Source organism: Luteolibacter sp. Y139 (assembly GCF_038066715.1).
GTDB lineage: Bacteria > Verrucomicrobiota > Verrucomicrobiia > Verrucomicrobiales > Akkermansiaceae > Haloferula > Haloferula soli.
Map to the genome: position 1 here is coordinate 615,529 of NZ_JBBUKT010000001.1, position 16,927 is coordinate 632,455.

The 16,927-nt window shown below is 63.4% G+C and carries 17 protein-coding genes and 1 pseudogene; 5 read left to right on the forward strand and 13 right to left on the reverse strand.

The features are described from left to right. Positions 1-79 precede the first annotated feature (79 nt). The 4 genes from dgt to rpe are packed head-to-tail and all read right to left on the reverse strand — an operon-like array spanning position 80 to position 3,930. Positions 80-1,366 (reverse strand): dGTP triphosphohydrolase, encoded by a 1,287-nt coding sequence (gene dgt, locus WKV53_RS02665; protein WP_341402798.1) that lies wholly within the window; start codon positions 1,364-1,366, stop codon positions 80-82. A gap of 41 nt (positions 1,367-1,407) precedes the next feature. After that, positions 1,408-2,253: a peptidylprolyl isomerase gene (locus tag WKV53_RS02670; RefSeq protein WP_341402799.1), complete on the reverse strand. Its 846-nt coding sequence runs from the start codon at positions 2,251-2,253 to the stop codon at positions 1,408-1,410. A 4-nt stretch (positions 2,254-2,257) separates the two neighbouring features. Further along, on the reverse strand, positions 2,258-3,211 hold the full coding sequence (locus WKV53_RS02675) for a hypothetical protein (RefSeq protein ID WP_341402800.1): 954 nt from the start codon (positions 3,209-3,211) through the stop codon (positions 2,258-2,260). 50 nt (positions 3,212-3,261) lie between these two features. Continuing rightward, the gene (gene rpe, locus WKV53_RS02680; RefSeq protein ID WP_341402801.1) at positions 3,262-3,930 is read right to left on the reverse strand and encodes a ribulose-phosphate 3-epimerase; all 669 of its coding nucleotides are present in this window, start codon (positions 3,928-3,930) and stop codon (positions 3,262-3,264) included. 215 nt (positions 3,931-4,145) lie between these two features. Between rpe and rpiB the strand changes: the two genes are divergently transcribed. Next, positions 4,146-5,819 carry a ribose 5-phosphate isomerase B gene (gene rpiB, locus WKV53_RS02685; protein ID WP_341402802.1) on the forward strand — a complete coding sequence of 558 codons (1,674 nt, stop codon included), beginning with the start codon at positions 4,146-4,148 and terminating at the stop codon, positions 5,817-5,819. A 232-nt stretch (positions 5,820-6,051) separates the two neighbouring features. Here rpiB and WKV53_RS02690 read toward each other — a convergent pair whose 3' ends face one another. The 3 genes from WKV53_RS02690 to WKV53_RS02700 all read right to left on the reverse strand — a co-directional run bounded on the left by WKV53_RS02690 (position 6,052) and on the right by WKV53_RS02700 (position 8,294). Then, a complete protein-coding gene (locus WKV53_RS02690; RefSeq protein WP_341402803.1) occupies positions 6,052-6,966 on the reverse strand; it encodes an alpha/beta hydrolase in 915 nt (304 codons plus the stop codon). 88 nt (positions 6,967-7,054) lie between these two features. Then, positions 7,055-7,468 carry a hypothetical protein gene (locus WKV53_RS02695; protein ID WP_341402804.1) on the reverse strand — a complete coding sequence of 138 codons (414 nt, stop codon included), beginning with the start codon at positions 7,466-7,468 and terminating at the stop codon, positions 7,055-7,057. A gap of 1 nt (position 7,469) precedes the next feature. Continuing rightward, entirely contained in the window at positions 7,470-8,294 is an 825-nt protein-coding gene (locus WKV53_RS02700; protein ID WP_341402805.1) for a PPK2 family polyphosphate kinase, read from the reverse strand. A gap of 119 nt (positions 8,295-8,413) precedes the next feature. On the opposite strand from WKV53_RS02700, the gene WKV53_RS02705 reads away from it, so the two are divergent. Beyond that, positions 8,414-9,967 carry a Ppx/GppA phosphatase family protein gene (locus tag WKV53_RS02705; protein WP_341402806.1) on the forward strand — a complete coding sequence of 518 codons (1,554 nt, stop codon included), beginning with the start codon at positions 8,414-8,416 and terminating at the stop codon, positions 9,965-9,967. A 12-nt stretch (positions 9,968-9,979) separates the two neighbouring features. Continuing rightward, entirely contained in the window at positions 9,980-12,070 is a 2,091-nt protein-coding gene (gene ppk1, locus WKV53_RS02710; protein ID WP_341402807.1) for a polyphosphate kinase 1, read from the forward strand. A 39-nt stretch (positions 12,071-12,109) separates the two neighbouring features. Here ppk1 and WKV53_RS02715 read toward each other — a convergent pair whose 3' ends face one another. From WKV53_RS02715 to rpmH, 5 genes and pseudogenes are all read right to left on the reverse strand, one after another. Beyond that, positions 12,110-12,478, reverse strand: a complete 369-nt coding sequence (locus tag WKV53_RS02715; RefSeq protein WP_345789628.1) for a DUF2237 family protein — start codon at positions 12,476-12,478, stop codon at positions 12,110-12,112. Positions 12,479-12,659: 181 nt separating this feature from the next. Further along, positions 12,660-14,531: a membrane protein insertase YidC gene (gene yidC, locus WKV53_RS02720; RefSeq protein WP_341402809.1), complete on the reverse strand. Its 1,872-nt coding sequence runs from the start codon at positions 14,529-14,531 to the stop codon at positions 12,660-12,662. 29 nt (positions 14,532-14,560) lie between these two features. Further along, positions 14,561-14,845 carry a membrane protein insertion efficiency factor YidD gene (gene yidD / locus WKV53_RS02725; protein ID WP_341402810.1) on the reverse strand — a complete coding sequence of 95 codons (285 nt, stop codon included), beginning with the start codon at positions 14,843-14,845 and terminating at the stop codon, positions 14,561-14,563. Between the two features lie 56 nt (positions 14,846-14,901). Further along, positions 14,902-15,249 (reverse strand): ribonuclease P protein component, encoded by a 348-nt coding sequence (gene rnpA / locus WKV53_RS02730; RefSeq protein ID WP_341402811.1) that lies wholly within the window; start codon positions 15,247-15,249, stop codon positions 14,902-14,904. A 77-nt stretch (positions 15,250-15,326) separates the two neighbouring features. Then, positions 15,327-15,458: pseudogene (rpmH, locus tag WKV53_RS02735) on the reverse strand (50S ribosomal protein L34); the annotation flags it as partial. 179 nt (positions 15,459-15,637) lie between these two features. Between rpmH and WKV53_RS02740 the strand changes: the two are divergent. Both WKV53_RS02740 and WKV53_RS02745 read left to right on the forward strand, forming a co-directional pair. Further along, the gene (locus tag WKV53_RS02740; RefSeq protein ID WP_341402812.1) at positions 15,638-16,126 is read left to right on the forward strand and encodes a GNAT family N-acetyltransferase; all 489 of its coding nucleotides are present in this window, start codon (positions 15,638-15,640) and stop codon (positions 16,124-16,126) included. Between the two features lie 14 nt (positions 16,127-16,140). Next, a complete protein-coding gene (locus tag WKV53_RS02745) occupies positions 16,141-16,410 on the forward strand; it encodes a hypothetical protein (protein ID WP_341402813.1) in 270 nt (89 codons plus the stop codon). Between the two features lie 290 nt (positions 16,411-16,700). On the opposite strand, the gene WKV53_RS02750 is transcribed toward WKV53_RS02745, so the two are convergent. Further along, positions 16,701-16,832 carry a hypothetical protein gene (locus WKV53_RS02750; RefSeq protein ID WP_341402814.1) on the reverse strand — a complete coding sequence of 44 codons (132 nt, stop codon included), beginning with the start codon at positions 16,830-16,832 and terminating at the stop codon, positions 16,701-16,703. Between the last annotated feature and the right edge of the window lie 95 nt (positions 16,833-16,927).

The following is a 16,927-nucleotide window of genomic DNA, read 5'->3' on the forward strand; positions in this document are numbered from 1 at the left end:
AATCGGCTCTCGATGAGCGTGGCTCCATTTCATGGCAACACCCACCATGCCCCAAAACCCGGCATCCCGCAAGTCGCCGCTATCCGATCAAATCCCCGATCGACCCGAAGTCCGGGGTAAAGAGCCGCTTGTACATCCGCGCCGCATACCCATCCGTCATCCCCGCCAGGAAGTCACAAACCAGCCGCGCCTTCTTCTCTTCACCATCCGCCTGCTCGATCTCGCTCGCCGCATCTTCGGGAAGCAGTTGGAAGCTCTGCCCATCGATATTGTCGCTGGTGACATAGCGCTTGATCAGCACATCCCACAGCCCATGCAGCAGATGATTCCCCTTGTGCTCCAGTTGCTTGAGCTGCGGCGACAGGAACACCACCTCGAAGGCCAGCTTCTTGAAGAGCTTCGACTCCGCCTTCACCTCGGGATCAACGACCAGACGGAAGCGATAACGATTGCTCGCCGCGCTCAGGAAATTCGCATCGGTGGTCAGCGTGGCAGCGCGGATATATTTGCCGATGCGCTTGCCCACGAAGGGATCCACCTTGCGCTTGCGGATCGATGCAATGAGCTCCCCCAACGGACTACCCTCGCCCACCGATTCGCCATGCTTCTCCGCCCACGCCTCGATGCGCTCGATCCGCAGGAAGCCCGCACGCACGCTGTCCGCCAGATCATTCAGCGAATAGGCGGTATCGTCCGCCCAATCCATCACCTGGCACTCGATCGACTTGAAGGAGTCGCGCGCCTTGCCCGGCGGCAACTCCGCAGGGAAGTCATTCCCCGCCATCGCCCAGTCCAGCCACGCATGCTGGAAATCGTAGAGGAAATGGTGCTCGGGCAGCTTGTCGCCCGACTTCAGCTCGCTCCACAGCGACTTGTATTTCAGCACCGCATCCAGAAAGGCGCGGCTCGGGTCCATCCCCGTGCGCCTCGCGGAAAAGATCCGCTCCGTGAGCATCCTCAGCGTCTGCGCATTCCCCTCGAAGCCCCCATAGGGAGCCATCAGGTGATTGAGCGTCCTTTCACCGGCGTGACCGAAGGGAGGATGCCCGAGGTCATGGGAAAGGCAGGCCGCCTCGACCAGATCCGGATCGATGAAAAAGTCCTCCGAAAGCAGCTCGCCCCGCGACTGCAGCCAGTGGCAAATCGAGCGTCCGATCTGCGCGACTTCCAGCGAATGCGTCAGCCGGGTCCGGTAGAAATCATACTCACCGCTCCAGAAAACCTGCGTCTTGTTCTGCAAGCGCCGGAAGGCAGGCGTGTGCAGCACCCGGTCGCGATCGATCTGGAATGGCGTGCGGAAATCCGCGGCGTCCGTTTTCCCGGAGAAACGCTCGGTATCGAAGGCGCCGTAGAAGCGGTTGGGCATCACGGCTTTGCTAATGGCGCCCGCGAGCCTTGGCGAGCCTTTCAATCCCGCTCGATTACCGCCTTGGCCCGCAGCTCGGCGGCCAGGTCCTTCAGCACCTGCAACCGGCGCGCGCGCTCGACCTCCTCCCGGATGCCCTCCGCCACTTCCTCGAAAGGCTGCACCGAAGCCACGCGTGCCTCAGTCACCTTCACCAGATGATACGCCTGCTCGTAGTGAAAGACCGGGCTGATCTCACCCTCCCGCAGCGAGAACAGCATCGCCTCGAAGGGATTCAGCAACCGCTGCTGGTCGATCCACCCAAGATCAATCTCGCCACCTTTCTTCTGCGTGTTGCCCACGGCCAGCTCGGCGAAATCCTCGCCCTCCAGCGCCCGGCGGCGGAAATCCAGCATCGCGGCGTAGTCGTCCCAAGGGTCCGCCCCCTCTGGAAAACGGACGAGGTGCAGCACCTTCGCCGCCGCAGGCGTCCGGAAGCGGACAAGGTTTTCACCATACCAAGTACGAAGGTCATCGTAGGTGAGCTCCGGCAGCTCCTTCCACAAGCTGTCGGTAAAGCGCTGCATGCGCAGATTCGAAATCGTCTCCGCCCGCAGTGACTCGCGCTGGGCATCCAGCAAATCCCACGACGCCCCATGGCGACGCCATTCACGCAGCGTATCCTCGAAGGCCGCCCGCGCCTCATCCGCAGACGGCTCCGGCACCCGGCGCTCCGCCTCTTGCGCGAGCAAGATCCCATCGATCACTTCCTCTTCGGCCCGCTCGCGGAACTCGTCATCCCGCTCGCAGCACGAAACCTCGCTCGCCAATTCCGCCTCAGCCTTGAGACGGATGAAAGTGTCCTCGATCAGCGCGGGATCGACCGGCTCGCCATTGACGCGTGGCATGGGGTCAACGGTCCTTGCTGAGCGGCGGCGGGGTGAAGCTCTCCATCATCGCCGAGCGAGCGTCCAGCGTGGCGCGGTATTGACTCAGCTGGCCGGGAGTGAGGATGGATTTCAGTGAGGAAATCCGGGCTTCCGCAGTCGTCCGTTGTGCCTCCACCAGACGGCGCTGGATCGCTTGCGGATCCTTCATGATCGCGGGGTCGTCCATCACGTCGCCGAGGTCTTCGAGCACCGATCCCTGGCTGCCACCCAGCAGTCCGAAGCCCTCGTTCATCAGCCCCCACCCTTCGGGCCGCTTGGCTGCCGAGGTCTCGCTCAGCTTGCGCATCACCTCCAGCGCCTGGTCGCGCTGCTCTTCGGAAAGATCCACCTGCCCGATCAGGTCGGCCACATCGCGCTGGGCCTTGGCCTCGATGTCGTTGTCCTTCTCGCGTTGCTTGAAATTCTCCAGGGCAGTCACCTGCTCGGGATCCAGCACCTTCTTCATGTCTTCCATGAAGTTCTTCTCGGAAATACTGGCCTGCCGGATCGCCGCGGCCGGATCATTGTTGCTGCCCGCCAGCTCACGGAAGCCATCACGCCGGTTCGCTAAGAGCACCCGCAGGGTCTCCTTCTGATCGACACTCAGGCCGAGCGCTTCGGACAGCCGCGATAGCCGCGCCGTCTCCGCCCGTTCCGCGGCATTGCCGAAGGTGTCCTCGAATCGTTGCTGGGCCGAGGGAACGTCCACCTCCACCGTCGCCTTGCTCCCCCCGCGTTTCGGGAGCACCAGGCCGCGATCCTTGTATTTCCCGTCAGCAGCGGCGCCACCGTCACTCTCCCCACCTTTGCCGGAGAACTTTCCGCCGCCTCCCGCGGCGGTCGATCCGCTCGCAAGAGCTGCGTCCGGAGCAGGCTTGAGCACCCAGCCGGCAGCGAAGCTCAGCAGGGCGATGGCAGTGGCGACAACGGGTTTCATGGGACTAATGGACACGATAAAAGCGCCGCCGCCCGCAAAATTCGTCGGTTTCAGGCTTCGCGGATCTCCTTCACCGCCAGCGCCATGTCCGGCGCGCGGAAGGTCGACGAGCCGGCCACCATCACATTCGCCCCGGCTTTCGCGCAACGGGCCGCGGTCAGCGCGTCAATCCCGCCGTCCACCTCGATGTGGTAGCTAAGACCATGCTCCTCCCGCCATTTCGCCGCCATTTCGATCTTCGGCAGCACTTCCGCCATGAAGGACTGACCGCCGAAACCCGGCACCACCGTCATGCACAGCAGCAGGTCGATCTGGTCCAGATACGGCACCACCGCCTCGAAAGGAGTCGCCGGATTCAGCGCCAGCCCCGCCTTGCAACCGGCGTGGCGGATCGCCCGCAGCGTCGCCGCCACATCGTGATCTGCCTCCACGTGCACGGTGATCAGGTCGGACCCCGCCGCCACGAACCGCGGCAGGAAATGATCCGGCCGCGAGACCATCAGGTGCACATCCAGGTAAATGTCGTTCGTTTCATGGACCGCCTGCACCACCGCCGGACCGAAGGAAATATTGTCCACGAAGTGGCCGTCCATCACGTCCAGATGGATCCAATCGGCCCCGGCATGGATGGCGCGGGTCACTTCCTCGCGGATGCGGGAAAAGTCGGAAGCGAGCAGGGAGGGAGAAATGACGCGGTCGCGGCAGGTCGGCGGAATCACGGCCGGAAGGTGCAGCCGCCCGGCCGCAGTGCCAAGCGCCAAGAACGGCAGACGCGACACCCGAAAGCCGGAATTCCCGCCATTCCCCGGACCCTCCTTTGACCCTTTCCGCGTCATCCGGCACATCATCCGGTCACGGGCGGGATTCTGGTCGTCTCGGGGGTTGCATTTCCCGCCCCCACGGTCCATTTCCCTCCCGCCCCAAGCCATTCCCTATGAGCCAGAAGTCCCTGCGTATTGCCCTCGGCGCCGATCACGGCGGAGTTGACCTCAAGGATGCCCTCGTCGCCCACCTCAAGGCCGCCGGCCATGAGGTCACCGACTTCGGCACACAGGGTCATGAGTCGGTCGATTACGCGGACTTTGCCAATCTCGTCGGCCGCTCGGTTTCGGACGGCACCCAGGATTTCGGCGTGCTCTGCTGCACCTCCGGCGTCGGCGTCTCCATCGCCGCCAATCGCCACCGCCACGTCCGCGCTGCCAATGTCCGCACCGTTGAGGAAGCCACCACCACCCGCCAACACAACGACGCCAACGTCCTCTGCCTCGGCGGCAAGACGGTCGACACCGCGACCGCCACGGCGATGATCGATGCCTTCCTCGCCACCCCCTTCGAAGGTGGCCGCCACGAGCGCCGCGTCTGCAAGTCCTCCGGCTCCCGCATCGCCGAGACCGATCCCGATCTCTACGCCGCCATCGTCGCCGAGGAAAAGCGTCAGCGGAATAACATCGAGCTGATCGCTTCGGAAAACTTCGCCTCGCCCGCCGTCATGGAAGCCCAAGGCTCCGTGCTCACCAACAAGTATGCCGAAGGTTACCCCGGCAAGCGCTGGTATGGCGGCTGCGAAAACGTCGATGTCGTCGAGCAACTCGCCATCGACCGCGCCAAGCAGATCTTCGGTGCCGAGCACGTCAACGTGCAGGCTCACTCCGGCTCGCAGGCGAATACCGCCGTCTATTTCTCCGTGCTGAAGCCCGGCGACAAGATCCTCACCATGGACCTCTCGCACGGCGGCCACCTCACCCACGGCCACAAGGCGAACTTCTCCGGCAAGTTCTACGACGTCACCCACTACGGCGTGAGCAAGGACGACGAGCGCATCGACTACGATCACCTCGCCGAGCTCGCCCGTGAAGTGAAGCCCGCCCTCATCACCGTCGGTGCCAGCGCCTACTCGCGCATCATCGACTTCGAGCGCATGGCCCAGATCGCCCGCGAGGTCGGTGCCTATCTCTTCGTCGATATGGCCCACATCGCCGGCCTCGTCGCCGCCGGTGTGCACCCGAATCCCGTGCCGCACGCCGACTTCGTCACCTCCACCACCCACAAGTCCCTGCGCGGCCCGCGCGGCGGCATCATCCTGTGCAAGGAAGAGTTCGCGAAGAAGATCGACGCGCAGGTGTTCCCCGGCATCCAGGGCGGCCCGCTCATGCATGTCATCGCCGCCAAGGCCGTCTGCTTCGGCGAAGCGCTCAAGCCCGACTTCCGCGCCTATCAGGAGCAGATCGTGAAGAACTCGCAGGCCCTCGCCGCACGCCTCACCCATCACGGCTTCCGCATCGTCTCAGGCGGCACCGACAACCACGTGATGATGGTAGACCTCCGTCCGAAGGGCCTCAATGGCTCCGATGCCTCGCACGCGCTCGATGAAGCCGGCATCACGGTGAATAAGAACTCCATCCCCTTCGACACCGGCACCCCGATGAAGCCCAGCGGCATCCGCATCGGCACCCCGGCCGTCACCACCCGTGGCATGAAGGAAAAGGACGTCGAGCAAGTCGCCGACTTCATCGCCGAAGCCCTCGCCGCCATCGGCGACGAAGCCAAGCTCCACGCCATCCGCGACAAGGTCTTCGCCTTCAATCGCGCCTTCCCGATGCCGATGTAAGCAAGAGAGCCAAAGCTCATCTGAACTTCCAAACGCCCCCTTGGCTCACTGCTAGCCTCGGGGGCGTTTTCTTATCTCTAACAGCCCCAACGGGGCGACATCCCTAAGCCCGGGGCAAGCGCAGCGTCGCCCTGGGTCAGAAGACGCAAACCATGTGCGGCCTGAAGGGCCGCGAGACCGGACAGGCCGCCCTCAGGTTGAGCGGACATCTCCCCAGCGAGCCCAGAGGCAATCAATCCCTTTTCCCATCCACCATCCGGTCCAGAAACCCATTCACCTCGCGCTCATACGTCGCCGGATCACCCTCCCGCAAATTATAGTGTCCCCCGTGGGCGATCGGCACGAAGTGGTAGTTCGGCCCTTTGTTCGCATGGCTCGCAATCCGCCAGCCTTGCGAAATCGGAATCAGCGGATCCGCTTCACCGTGCAAGTGAAGTACGGGCACATGGACATTCTCGATCGCCTTCTCCGGCGCCACCTCCCCGGGATCGAATGAAGCCATCCTGCCCGCCGCGTTGATGAAATACGGACCGAGCCCGCTTACCGGCAACGTCGTCCGCATCGTCACCTGATCCCGCGCCACCTCACGCAGGTCGGCGAAGGTGCTCTCGATGATCCCGAAGTCGAACTCCTTGTCCGCGCCCATCGCCTGCAAGGCCACCGCACCGCCGTAAGACGTTCCCCACAGCCCGACACGGATGCCCGGGAACTCCTTCTCCACCGCCCGCCGCAGCGAGGTCAGATCCTTCTTCTCCAGATAGCCATAGGTCGCGAATTTCCCGCCGCTGTCCCCATGCGCCCGGAAATCCGGTGCCATCGCATACACCCCTCGCCTCGCTAGGAAACGCAGCGTCTCCACTTGGCTCGCCTTCGAGTCCGCCACCCCGTGCAGGACCAGGATCGCCGCCTTCGGCAGTTCGTTCGGCCGTGCCTCCCAGACGCGCATCTCCACCTTGTCCGGCAGCACGAAAGTCCGCGCGGCCAAATCATCCGGCACATGCGCCCCCACACCCTTGCGAGCCGGCTGCACGATCGCATGGGAAACCCACTCCGTCGTCGCGCCACAGCCACCCAAGCCGAGAGCCGCGGTGATGATCAGGAAACGCCGGAGCCGCCGACGCCGCAGGGAGACGATCCAGGCTACCATACCGGGGGAAGATACACAGCGGCCCGGGCAAATCCATCCGCCAAAAAAAACGATGTTCCCATCCCGATTACCGATGGAAGCCAACCGCTCAGCCTTCTGGCTTGAGCACCGTCTCCTCGTGCATCTTCCCGTCGATCAGCTTCCGGTTCCGGTAGAGCGCAACGATCCTGCCCTCGGAATCGACCACCGGCGAAAGCCCGCAAGTCAGGGAAGTATAGCGCGTCGGCAGGAATTCCGACTGCTCGCCGAACCAGTCGTCGATCTTGCTGTCCTTCTTGAAGTCCACGAACTTCATCCCCACCGAAACCCCGAGCGCCCCCAGATCGAGCAGCATCTGCTCCTTGGAGCGCTTCGAGTAGATCACGGTGTTGATCCGGTTCGCCATCACCGGGCGATAGGGATCCAGCTCCTCCTCTGCCGGCGGTGGCTTGGGCTTCATGCCGCCGCCACAAGCCGCGAGCACCAGGGTCAACGCGAGAGCTGAGAACGAGCGCCGCTTCATGTCACTCGATCACCACCGACTTCGGATCCCAGGTCACGCTCGGAAAGTCCATCTTCAGGCCACGCAGCACATCCACCATGATCCGCGCCACCACCAGATTGCGATACCACTTGCGATCGCCGGGAATGATGAACCACGGCGACTGCTCGGTGGCGGTCTTCTCGATCAGGTCCTCGTAGGCCTTCTGGAATTCATCCCAGCGAGCCCGGTCGGAGAGATCATCCGGATTGAATTTCCAGTACTTCGCCGGATTGGCCAATCGCGACTCCAGCCGACGCTTCTGCTCGTCCTTCGAGATGTGGAGAAACATCTTGATGATCGTGGTCCCCTCCTCCGCCAGCATCCGCTCGAATTCGATCACATGGCGGTAGCGGCGTTTCCAGACATCGTCGCCGAAAAGCTTCTTCACCCGCACCGCGAGGATGTCCTCGTAGTGGCTGCGGTTGAAAATGACGATCTGCCCGTTGCCCGGCACATGCGGATGCACGCGCCACAGGAAATCATGCGCCAGCTCTTCCTCGCTCGGCTTCTTGTAGGCCTTCACGTTCACGCCCTGCGGATCCACCCGCGAGAACACATGCTTCACGCAGCCATCCTTGCCGCCGGTGTCCATCGCCTGGAGCACGATAAGGATGCGGTGCTTGTTCTGCGCATACAGCACCTTCTGCAGCGCTTGGAGCTCATCCCGCAGTTGGTCGAAGAGCTCCACCGAGGCCGCCTTGCCACCCTCCGGAAAAAGCGAGAAGTCACCGGCATCGATGGCCGAAAGGTCCAACTTCTCGCCGGGCTTCACCCGGTAGCGTTTCAGCGCGTCGCCGATTTTCATCGGGCTCCATGTTCCGGGCGCGCCCCCGCACTGGCAAGCATGGACTCATTTCCATTTCCGGTAGGCTCCGTCACACATTCGTCATTGAAAGCCGGGAGCTCCCGCGCTGTCTTCGGGCGATGCCTGACTCGCCCGCTTCCGACGCCACCGGTTCGCTCGTCACCGCGATCCACGTCGGGGCCAGTTCCGTGTCGATGATGGTCGCGGAAACCCAGCCGGACGGCACCCACAAGGCGGTCGATTTCCTCGAGCAGCCCGCTCCCCTCGCCCGCGACGTCTTCCGCCATGGGAAAGTCAGTGCCGAGACCACCGAGCGCATCGTCGAAATCCTCCACGACTACCAGAACGCGCTGGCCGAATATGGTGCCGACGGCCGCAAGATCACCCGCGCCGTGGCCACGAACATCCTGATCGAGGCCACCAACCACGATATCTTCCTCAATCGCATCCGCATCGCCTGCGGCCTCTCGATCAATCCGATCGACGACGGCGAGATGACGCGCCTGATCTATCTCAAGACCCGCCGCCGCCTGAAGGACACCCCGGCCATGAAGCGCCGCTGCGCGCTGGTCGTCCACGTCGGCCCCGGCAATACCCGCGCGCTCCTCTTTCAGGACGGCGCCATCACCCGCTACACCAGCTACCGCCTCGGCACCCACCGCACCCGCGAGGCGACCGATGCCTCCCACGCCGAAGGCCCCTCCATGCTCCGCGTCATCCGCGAGCACACCTCCGGCAATCTCGCCCAGATGCGCTTCGATTACCACGATATCGAGCTCGAAGGACTGGTGGTCATCGGCTACGAGATCCAACAGATCGCCCGCCAGCTCACCAGAGGCGCCGCCGGCACCGCCGTTTCCACCAAGGCGCTCCAGAAGCTCTCGATCGAAGCCTCCCAGATGAGCGAGCTCGATTTGGTCAATCGCTACCAGATCGACTACCAGACCGCAGAAGCGCTGCTACCCGCCCTGGAAACCAATCTCGCCATCGCCGAAACCTTCGGCCTGAAGGAATTGCACGTTCCCGCCAGCGACTACGAGCAGGGCATCCTGCTGGATCTGTTAGTCTCCGGCAGCCTCGCCGGCACCTTGGACCAGGAAGTGCTGCGCTCGGCGAAGATCCTCGCTTCCCGTTACCAGTCCGACCCGCGCCACGGCGAGCACGTGGGAAAACTCTGCCACCACCTTTTCACCGAGCTGCAGGACCTGCACGGCATGACGAAGCACGATGCCATGCTGCTCCAGGTCGCCGCGATCCTCCACGAGGTCGGCACCTTCGTCAGCCCGCGCGCCCATCACAAGCACTCGGAATACATCATTCTCAATAGCGAGATCTTCGGACTCGACCGGCTGGACATCGACATGATCGCGATGATCGCCCGCTATCACCGCCACTCCGGGCCCCGCATCGATCACCCGAACTACCGCGACCTCGACACCGTCGACCGCATCCGCGTCGCCAAGCTCTCCGCGATCCTCCGCGTCGCCGATGCCCTTGAGCGAACCCACGACCAGCGGGTGCACGAAATCATCGTCCGCCGCGACGACCGCCGCCTCCGCCTCACCCTTCCCGGCCTGAACGATGCCGCCGTGGAGCGCCTCGCGATGGCATCCAAGGCGGACCTGTTCGAACAAGTCTTCGGCCTTGAGGTCGTGATCGATGACGCAGGCTAACAGAATTTTCCCATGTCGATTCCCTTCATCAACCGCGAGCTGTCCTGGCTGGAGTTCAACCAGCGCGTCCTCAACGAGGCACTGCGGGGCGACCTGCCATTGTTAGAGAGGGTGAAGTTCCTCGCGATCACCGCCTCGAACCTCGACGAGTTCTTCCAGGTCCGCGTCGGCAGCCTGATGCTGCTGCGCCGCAGCGGCCGCAAGAATCCGGATCCTTCAGGCCTCACGCCTGTCCAACAGCTCACCGAGATCCGCAAGCGCATGCAGCGGATGATCGAGGATCAATACAAGCTCTTCACCACGGTCCTCTGCCCCGCATTGCAGGAGGCCGGCATCCGTCTGGTAGACTCGAAGAATCTTTCTCCAGCGCAGGCGAACAAGGTCGCGGAGGCCTTCCACGATTCCATCTCACCGCTGCTCACGCCGCTGGCGGTCGTATCGGGCGAGGAGCCGCCGCTGGTGCCCGCACTGCAGTTGATCGTCGCCTGCCGCATCGCCGACAGCGAGACCGGTGCCATCCGCCACGCCCTGATCCCCATCCCCGATGGTCTCCCGCGCCGCGTTTCCGTGAGCGATGGCGATGGCGTCTCCTTCGTCCTGATCGAGGACGTGGTCGCCCGCCATGCCAGTGAATTGTTCCCCGGTGAGGATGTCGAAGCCACCGCCTGCTTCCGCGTAACGCGCAATGGCGACATCGCCGTACAAGAGGACGATGCCGCCGACCTCGCCGGTGAAATGGAAGAAGTCCTCGCCGCCCGGAAGCTCTCCGACACCGTGCGTCTCGAGCTTCCCGCCAGCCTGCCGCGCGACTTGGCGAAGGTGATTCAGGAAGTCTGCGGCGCCCCCTCCGAAGGCACCTACCGCGTCGCCGGGCCGCTCGCTCTTTCCGGCTTCATGGACCTCGCCTTCACCCCGGGCTTCGATAACCTGCGCGACGAAGACTGGCCATCGCAGCCCTCGCCGGACATTGAACCCGGTGATTCCATCTTCGATGCCGTTGGCCGCCGCGATGTGCTGCTGCACCACCCCTACGAGAGCTTCGAGCCGGTGATGCGCTTCATCGAGGAAGCCGCGGACGACCCACAGGTCGTCTCCATCAAGCAGGTCCTTTATCGCACCGCGAAACAGTCCCGCATCATCGATGCCCTGATCCGCGCGGCGGAAAACGGCAAGGCCGTCACCGTCCTGGTCGAGCTCAAGGCCCGCTTCGACGAAGCGCGCAACCTGCTCCGCGCCGAAGAACTCCAGCGTGCCGGCGCTCAGATCGTCTACGGCGTGAAGGGCCTCAAGACCCACGCCAAGATCTGCCTCGTCGTCCGCCGCGAAGACGGCCGCCTGCGCCGCTACGTTCACCTTGGCACCGGCAACTACAACGAAAGCACCGCCCGCCTCTACACGGACATTTCCCTGCTCACCTGCCGCCCCGAGTACGGCGCGGATGCCTCGCTCTTCTTCAACGCCGTCACCGGCCGCTCGAAGCTTCTGCGCTTCCAGCGCTTGGTTCCCGCGCCGACGGCCATGAAGCCGCGCCTGCTGGACCTGATCGCCTCCGAGGCCGAGCGCGCCCGCCAGGGCGAACCGGCGCGCATCTACGCCAAGGTCAACTCGCTCCAGGACCCGGACATCATCGCCGCGCTCTATCAGGCGTCGAAGGCCGGCGTGGAAATCAATCTCAACGTCCGCGGCATCTGCTGCCTGAAAACCGGCGACGCCCGCCACTCGAAACACATCCGCGTCGTCTCGGTCATTGATCGCTACCTGGAGCACGCCCGCATCTTCTACTTCCACCACGGTGGCGACCCCGAGATCTTCATCGCCTCCGCCGACTGGATGGGCCGCAATCTCGACCGCCGCGTCGAGTTGATGGTGCCCATCGAGGACAGCCGCGCCCGCCGCCGGCTGCTGCGAATCCTGGAGTCGTTCTTCCAAGACAATACCCAGGCCTCGAAGATCCTACCCGATGGTTCCTCCGAACGCCTTAAGCCAGCCGCCGGCGAAAAGAAATTCCGCGCCCAGGAGCACTTCTTCAAGGAAGCCCGCCGCTCCGCCAAAGCCCGCGATCACGAGCGCGCCATGACCTTCGAGCCCCACCGCCCGAAATAGGACTGGGAGCGCGGAATTCATTCCGCTTGGACGGTTGGCTCACCGCAGCGCATGCGCCCGCAGATCCTCCAGATCCACGAACTCCAGCGCTGACTCATGCGTCGCCTCCAGCATCACCGCCGGAGCGTGGCCTGCATCCAGCGCTTCCTTCCAACGGGCGGCGCACAAGCACCAGCGATCGCCGGGATTCAGCCCGGGAAAATCGAACTCCGGCCGCGGCGTGCTCAGGTCATTCCCGCGCGCCTTCGACCACGCGAGAAACTCCTCCGTCACGCTGGCACAGACGACGTGCACGCCTACATCCCCGCGACCGGTCCGGCAGCAACCGTCCCGGAAAAAGCCGGTCATCGGCCGGGTCGAGCAAGTTTGCAGGACTCCACCCAATACGTTGCGTCTCTCCGTGGCCATGACATCCATCCTAACCGCGCCCCGCATTTCGTCCAATAGGACGTTGGTGACATTAAAGGATAAGGAGTGTCGACGTTCCGTCGACACGTCCAAGCAACCCCCGAAAGCAAAAAGACCGCAGGGAATCTCTTCCCTGCGATCTCTGTGATCTTTGCGGCTAATTCCGCTTTCGTGGGCCTCTTCAGCCCCCCGTCCGCGGCGGACGCTTCTTCGACGAACCGGGATCCTCATCATTGGAATCCACCACTCGCCCGCGGGCCTGGCGCATCCGCTCCATGTCGGCCTGCTTTTCCGCCATCCGCTCCACCCAGCTCTTCCCGCTGCCACCAGCTTTCGTCTTGAGCTCAGGCTCAGGCAGGCGGTTGGACAGCCAAGTCTGGCCGATCGAGAACAGGTTCGAGACCGTCCAGTAAAGCGCCAGCGCCGAAGCGAAATTGTAGCACATGAACAGGAAGACGAACGGCATCATCTTCATCATCGTCTGCTGCGTCTTGTCCCCGCCGGTATTCGGCATCATCGCCATCTGCGTCACGCTGGTGATCGCCATGATGATCGGCAGAGGGTTGATCGGAATCCCGGCGAGATGCGCCACGGTGTCCGGCTGGGAAAGGTCATGCACCCAGTAGAGGAAAGGAGCACCGCGCATTTCCACCGCGTGCTGGAGCATCGAGAAGAAGCCGAAGAAAATCGGCAGCTGGGCGAACATCGGCAAGCAGCCGCCGAGCGGGTTGATACCGAACTTGCGGTACAGCCCCATCATCTCGGTGTTCATCTTCTGCGGATCGTCTGGATACTTCTCCTTCAGCTTGTCCATCTCCGGCTTCAGCTTCGCCATCCGCTTCATCGTCCGGTTGGAGCGGTTGTAGAGCGGCCAGATCGCCGTGCGCAGGAGCAGGGTCAGGGCGATGACGGACAGGCCCCAGGACCATTTGCCGGAGATCTTTTCCATGCCGGCGTGGACCCACCACAGCGACCAGTTCATGAAGCGGCTGAACGGGCTGAAAAAGCCGTAGTTCATCAGCGAGCCCCAATCGTCGCCCATCTTGCGGAGCATGCGGTTTTCCTTCGGGCCGGTGAAGACCTGGTAGCTGATGCCGCGCTGCTCGCCAGCCGCCAGCGTCACCGCTGGAAGCTGCAGCCCGGCACGGATGGCTTTGACCGGCTTCTGGCCCGCCACGAGATCGACGTCGGCAATCTTGGCCCACACCAGCGACTTGCCCGGCTCGACCGGCTTCACCGCGGTCGCGAAAAACTGGTTCGTGACACCGGCGAAATCCGCCTTCTCGAGCGTCTCCCTGATCTCCGTTTTCTCCGGCTTGAACCAGCCCTTGGCAAAGCTCGAGTTCGGCGTGAAATGGAACTTGCCGTCATCATGCCAGACGAAGCCCGACTGGGTCGGATACTCGACATGGTCGAGCGGCGAGGAGCTGCCGAGGAAGAGGCTGAATTGGTCGAGATTGACCGGATTCGGGGTGCCGTTCTCCATCTGGAGCTTGAAGTCCAGCACGTAGGAGGCACCAGGCTTGTCGCTTTCCACCAGCGACCAGGTTTTCTTGGCCCACAGCCCGGAAGGCAGCTTGCCACGGAAGACCACCGTCTTGTCCTTTACGGAGTCCTTTTCGACAAACTCGTAGGAAACCGATTCAAGGCGGTCCGGACCGTCGGAGATCGCCCCGATCGGGCTGCTGCCGTGGCGGTTCATGCGCACCGGGCCTTCCAGGCCGGGCTTCTGCTCCTTGAACTCGGCAAACTTCAGGCCGCCGCCGATCGAGGTGAAGGTGAAGATCGTCTTGTCCGTCTCCAGCGTGACCAGCTGCTCCACCATCTGGGGCTGCGGCTCGGCCTCGACCAGCGAGCCCGGCTTGTCGCTCGCGGGCGCTCCGTCAGGGGTGGCGGGTTTTTCCGGCGTCGCCGGCTTCTTGGCGGCTTCCTCGGCGGCCTCGCGCTGCTTTTGTTCAGCGAGCAGGCGGGCGTTCTTCTGCTGATAGACGACGTTGACCGCCAGCAAGATGCTACAGGCGATAACGGCTATCCAAGTCTTGCGGTCGTACATGGGGATGTTGGAAAAGGAAAAGGCCCGCGTCAGGCGTCCGGCCCGGCGGGACGGTGGTGGTGATCAGGAGTTTCGCCACCCGGTTTCGGCGGGACGGGGTCATAACCATAGCCCCCCCACGGATGACAGCGGAAAATCCGGCAGACCCCGAGCCATGAACCTTTGAGGGAGCCATGGGCCTCCACGGCCTGCAGGAAGTAGTTCGAACAGCTCGGCGTGAAGCGGCAGCCACTGTTCGGCCCGCCCAGCGCCTTGAGGACGGGGTTGAGGAAAATCTGGTAGCCTCGGATGGCGATGCGGATGAGGCGCTTCATCGGAGCGGGCGATTCCTTTACTTCCTCCGGGAACAAACGGCAGGTGGAACTTTTGACTACGAAAGTAAGCCCAGCCGTTTCGCCTGCTTCAGCCAATCGGCCTCCAGCTCGGCGTAGGTGGCCGTGGCCGACCCCGGTCGCGGGATCGTGACCAGCAGCCGCTTCGGATCGGCGATGCGCTCGCCGTGGAGCTGCAGGATCGCCCGGATCCGCCGGCGCAGCAGGTTCCGGTCATGCGCCTTCCCCACCTTCCGGGTGGTGATCACCGCATATTTCAAGTGCGGCAGCGCCGGATCGGCGAGACTACTGAGCACGACAAAACGGCCGGCTTTCGCCTGACCGTCTTTTCGCGCGCGGGCAAAGTCCGCGCGGTGCGTCATACTGTGCTTCCGCGGGAGGCGCATGGGCCGGGCGCGGCGCGCAGTGAAAATCAAACCCCGTGCTGGGTGGTGTGACGCTCGTAGTGGATCTCGGCGCCCTTCGGGATGAGACGCTTGCGGCCCTTCTGGCGGCGGCGCTTGATGATGTCGCGGCCGGCCTTGGTCGCCATGCGAGCGCGGAAACCGTGCTGGCGCTTGCGGGTGCGCTTGGATGGCTGGAAGGTGCGTTTCATGGCAGTCTCGGGAAAAAGGCGTTTCTGGTAACCGCACCGGGCGTCCGGCTCGGGCGGGCGCGCACTCTAGGAGTCGGACCCTGCTTGTCAATCCGCCAAATACCACCGACAGCGGAATTTTTTTCGTAATGCCCGGGAAATCGCGTGCCGCTCCCCCACCACCGTGGCACGGTCCCGCCGTGAGCCAAGGATCTTCCTCCAGCGCCGTCGCCAACCGGCCCAAGGTCGTGCCTGCGACGATCGAAGACCTTCAGGGACTTACCGATCTCGTGATGGAGCTGTTCGCCGAGTCCGACGAGTTCACCTCCAATCACGATGTCCAGGAGCGCGGCCTAGCCCTGATCCTGGAGCAACCGAGCCGCGGCCGCATCTTCCTGGTGCGGAACGAAACCCGGATCATCGGCATGGTGAACCTTCTGTTCACCATTTCCACCGCCATGGGCGGATTCGTGATCCTCATGGAAGACGTCATCGTTCACCCGGCCCACCGCGGCCAGGGCTACGGCGGCATGCTGCTGGACCACGTCATCGAGTTCGCCAAGCAGAAGGACTTCAAGCGCATCACCCTGCTGACCGACAAGATCAGCGCCGAGTCGCAGAATTTCTTCCGCAAGAATGGCTTCGAGTATTCCAACATGATCCCCATGCGGCGGATCATCACCGGCTGACAAGCCAAGGCGCCATGAGCCACCATCTCGGAATCGTCCCTGCCGCGGATGGCTTCGCCATGGCGATGGTGGTCATCCTGGTCTTCAGCCTCGGCATCGTCGCCACTCTGATCGTCGGCATCTACCGCAGCGGCAAACGCCACGAAAACGAAGTCGAGAAGCTCCTCGAAGAACTCCGCCGCGACGAAGAAGAGGAAGAGCGCCAGCGCAAACACCCCGCCTCCCCCACCGGCACCCAAGACCGCGAGCCCTGGGAAAAGGAAGCCGACTGGTGGAAGCAGTAGGAGCGCAAAATAAGGAGCGGGGACACTCTTGTCCCCGCCGCCATTCTCCGGCCGGCACCAACTTCTCTAGCCAGCACCATTCTCCAGCCGGCACTAACTTCCCCAGCCCCAACGGGGCGAAAGCCCTAAGCCCAGGGCATGCGAAGCGCCGCCCTGGGTTTGAAGCCCACAGGCCAAGGCGGCCTGAAAGGTCGCGAGATGGGCGTGGCGTGAAGAAGCAACGCAAGCCGGTCTCATTCCTCTGCTGAGTGGTGCGGAACGACGGCTTCTGCAAGAAGCCCCGTCAGGCATCAGTCCCGGAAATCAACGCTCATGAATGCCGTTCCGCTATCGGCGTCATACCAGCCGTCCATGGCGCTCCAGCCCGCGATGTCCGGGGAACCTTCCTTGTGGTAAGTCTGCTGGGAACGGGGAGGACGCACCCACCAGCTGGGGTCATTCGGGTTACCCTCCACTTCACACCTGCCCCGGTCAATTTGGACGGTGGCGCTCTCAGAAGCATCCGGCTTCAAGGCGA

Coding starts and splice junctions, on each gene's coding strand:
- WKV53_RS02670 (WP_341402799.1), bottom strand. CDS start 2,253: ATGCCACGCGTCAATGGCGAGCCGGTCGATCCCGCGCTGATCGAGGAC.
- ppk1 (WP_341402807.1), top strand. CDS start 9,980: ATGTCGATTCCCTTCATCAACCGCGAGCTGTCCTGGCTGGAGTTCAAC.
- yidD (WP_341402810.1), bottom strand. CDS start 14,845: ATGAAGCGCCTCATCCGCATCGCCATCCGAGGCTACCAGATTTTCCTC.
- WKV53_RS02745 (WP_341402813.1), top strand. CDS start 16,141: ATGAGCCACCATCTCGGAATCGTCCCTGCCGCGGATGGCTTCGCCATG.
- WKV53_RS02695 (WP_341402804.1), bottom strand. CDS start 7,468: ATGAAGCGGCGCTCGTTCTCAGCTCTCGCGTTGACCCTGGTGCTCGCG.
- WKV53_RS02690 (WP_341402803.1), bottom strand. CDS start 6,966: ATGGTAGCCTGGATCGTCTCCCTGCGGCGTCGGCGGCTCCGGCGTTTC.
- WKV53_RS02715 (WP_345789628.1), bottom strand. CDS start 12,478: ATGGCCACGGAGAGACGCAACGTATTGGGTGGAGTCCTGCAAACTTGC.
- WKV53_RS02700 (WP_341402805.1), bottom strand. CDS start 8,294: ATGAAAATCGGCGACGCGCTGAAACGCTACCGGGTGAAGCCCGGCGAG.
- WKV53_RS02705 (WP_341402806.1), top strand. CDS start 8,414: ATGCCTGACTCGCCCGCTTCCGACGCCACCGGTTCGCTCGTCACCGCG.
- yidC (WP_341402809.1), bottom strand. CDS start 14,531: ATGTACGACCGCAAGACTTGGATAGCCGTTATCGCCTGTAGCATCTTG.
- WKV53_RS02675 (WP_341402800.1), bottom strand. CDS start 3,211: ATGAAACCCGTTGTCGCCACTGCCATCGCCCTGCTGAGCTTCGCTGCC.
- dgt (WP_341402798.1), bottom strand. CDS start 1,366: ATGCCCAACCGCTTCTACGGCGCCTTCGATACCGAGCGTTTCTCCGGG.
- rnpA (WP_341402811.1), bottom strand. CDS start 15,249: ATGCGCCTCCCGCGGAAGCACAGTATGACGCACCGCGCGGACTTTGCC.
- rpiB (WP_341402802.1), top strand. CDS start 4,146: ATGAGCCAGAAGTCCCTGCGTATTGCCCTCGGCGCCGATCACGGCGGA.